General features: G+C 45.7%; 1 protein-coding gene. It reads left to right on the top strand.

The window, feature by feature from the left end:
* Positions 1-230, top strand: a 230-nt coding sequence (locus tag AAEY72_RS16610) for a protein adenylyltransferase SelO family protein (protein ID WP_352311811.1), incomplete at both ends; no start/stop codon positions are given.

Genomic DNA, 230 nt, shown 5'->3' with positions numbered 1-230 from the left:
TAGCAGACTGCTTAGCACCTTATGAGACAACCTTTATGCAGCATTACCAACAAGGTCTGTGCCGCAAGCTCGGACTGCCGCACGAGCAAGACAGTTTAGTGCTAGCGTTTGAGTGGTTAAGCTTATTAGAGGATAACCTGCTCGATTATACCAATAGCTTTCGCGCTTTATTAGGCTTGGTTGCTCCTGATACACACCCTCATGAAAAGCAACTATTAGCGACTATAAGC

The organism is Psychrobacter sp. W2-37-MNA-CIBAN-0211 (assembly GCF_040309405.1).
Taxonomy (GTDB): domain Bacteria; phylum Pseudomonadota; class Gammaproteobacteria; order Pseudomonadales; family Moraxellaceae; genus Psychrobacter; species Psychrobacter glaciei.
Note: the sequence above shows the minus strand (reverse complement) of the source record. Positions and strands in the feature narration are given on the sequence as shown.